The 1,543-nt window shown below is 42.6% G+C and carries 2 protein-coding genes; both read right to left on the bottom strand.

Annotated features, from left to right (window positions below):
• Window positions 1–245 precede the first annotated feature (245 nt).
• Window positions 246–1,028 (bottom strand): transporter substrate-binding domain-containing protein, encoded by a 783-nt coding sequence (locus PX484_RS10540; RefSeq protein WP_287668608.1) that lies wholly within the window; start codon window positions 1,026–1,028, stop codon window positions 246–248.
• Complete coding sequence (locus tag PX484_RS10535) at window positions 1,025–1,405, bottom strand: GGDEF domain-containing protein (RefSeq protein WP_288103761.1); 381 nt, start codon at window positions 1,403–1,405, stop codon at window positions 1,025–1,027. Before PX484_RS10535 ends, PX484_RS10540 begins: the two co-directional genes overlap by 4 nt.
• Window positions 1,406–1,543: the final 138 nt, after the last annotated feature.

Below are 1,543 nucleotides of genomic sequence, written 5' to 3'. Positions count from 1 at the left end.
TTTCCGAAAGTCCTTGACTTGTTTTAGTTTTTCTATTAAGCTCAACATATATTTGAAAGGTTGGCGGTCACTCCTCATTTTACCTGATAGTGATCGCTTTTACTTTTGATATTCTGATGGGAGAATGAAACAGCCCTACCCCACTCCCCACTCCCCACTTCATAATTCATAATTCATAATTTCCACTCCCTGCTCCCCACTTCATAATTCATAATTCATAATTCATAATTCCTACTCCCATCACCCTATCTCCCCATTTCGCGAATTCTCTGGGGGAGTCCCCAATAGTTCACCCGTTCTACTAACCAGCCGGAGGATTCTAGCCGCTCGATCGCTTGATTGACGCGTTCTCGGAGACTTTGGTACTGTAAACCTTTAGGGAGAACGACTCCTAAAGCGATCGCCCCCAACTGGATCGGTAATTGACGATAATTGGGGAATTGCCGCACCCAACCGGTTAAAAGGCTATTATCAGCCGCAAAAGCGTCTATTTCCCCCGTTTCCAGTAAATTAAAAGCTTCTTGATAGGAAGCAACCCCGCGCAGGGTAGCGTTAGGCAAATTGGAACGCACAAGGGCGATTGTCGTCGAGCCGTTGAGTACGGCGATTCTAGAGTTAGCTAGGTCTTCTAAACGCTGAAATTGCGGGTTTTTTGTCACAAAACCGCTGCTATCGAGGTAATAAAAGGGGCTAAAATCCACTAAGCGCTGACGTGCGGGAGTAATCGCCACACGAGCGATCGCCAAATCCACCCGATCATCAATAACCACCTGTAAACGTTCTTGATTACTAACGGGTTTGAGAATAATAGCACTGTCAGAACCGAGAATTTCTGCCGCTAGACGTTTAGCGATGTCGATTTCCAATCCTTGCAGATTGCCCTGAGAATCAAGGAAAGCGAGGGGAGGGAGATTATTTTTGACAGCGACAATTAATTTTCCCCGGCGTATAATTGTATCGAGATCGGCGCTAAAACTTGGGGCTACACCTAAGAGCAAAAAACCAAGAATAAATAACAAATTTTTCATACTGTTTTACCTAGACTAACTCGATTTCTACCTTGATTTTTAGCGGCGAACATAGCACGATCCGCCCGCTCGATCACCTCTTCCAGATTATTATCTTGAGTGCTAAATGTTGCCACACCAATACTAGCAGTAACTCGCACTTTTTGTCGATCAATTTCAATATTTAACTTATTAATTACTTGACAAATGCGCCGGGCTAAGGTTTCGGCATCCTCAAGATTAGTTTCTGGGAGAATAGCGACAAATTCCTCGCCCCCAAAGCGCCCAAAACTATCCACTTGACGCAGACAGTTTTTAATTGCCCCAGCCACAGTAATTAAAGTTTTGTCTCCTAGGAGATGACCAAAGGTATCGTTAATATGTTTAAAATAGTCCATATAGCGTTTTCAAATAAGACATGAAAAAGCATCGTAATTGTGGAGATTAGGAAAAGTAAATAGTTTAAGGTTGATTAAAAGATTAAATATCTTCTTCATAATCCCAAAATTTTTACAGAAACGGTAGCATCTCCTTAC

It is taken from the genome of Microcystis sp. M49636_WE2 (genome assembly GCF_030065375.1).
Classification (GTDB): domain Bacteria; phylum Cyanobacteriota; class Cyanobacteriia; order Cyanobacteriales; family Microcystaceae; genus Microcystis; species Microcystis aeruginosa_C.
Note: the sequence above shows the minus strand (reverse complement) of the source record. Positions and strands in the feature narration are given on the sequence as shown.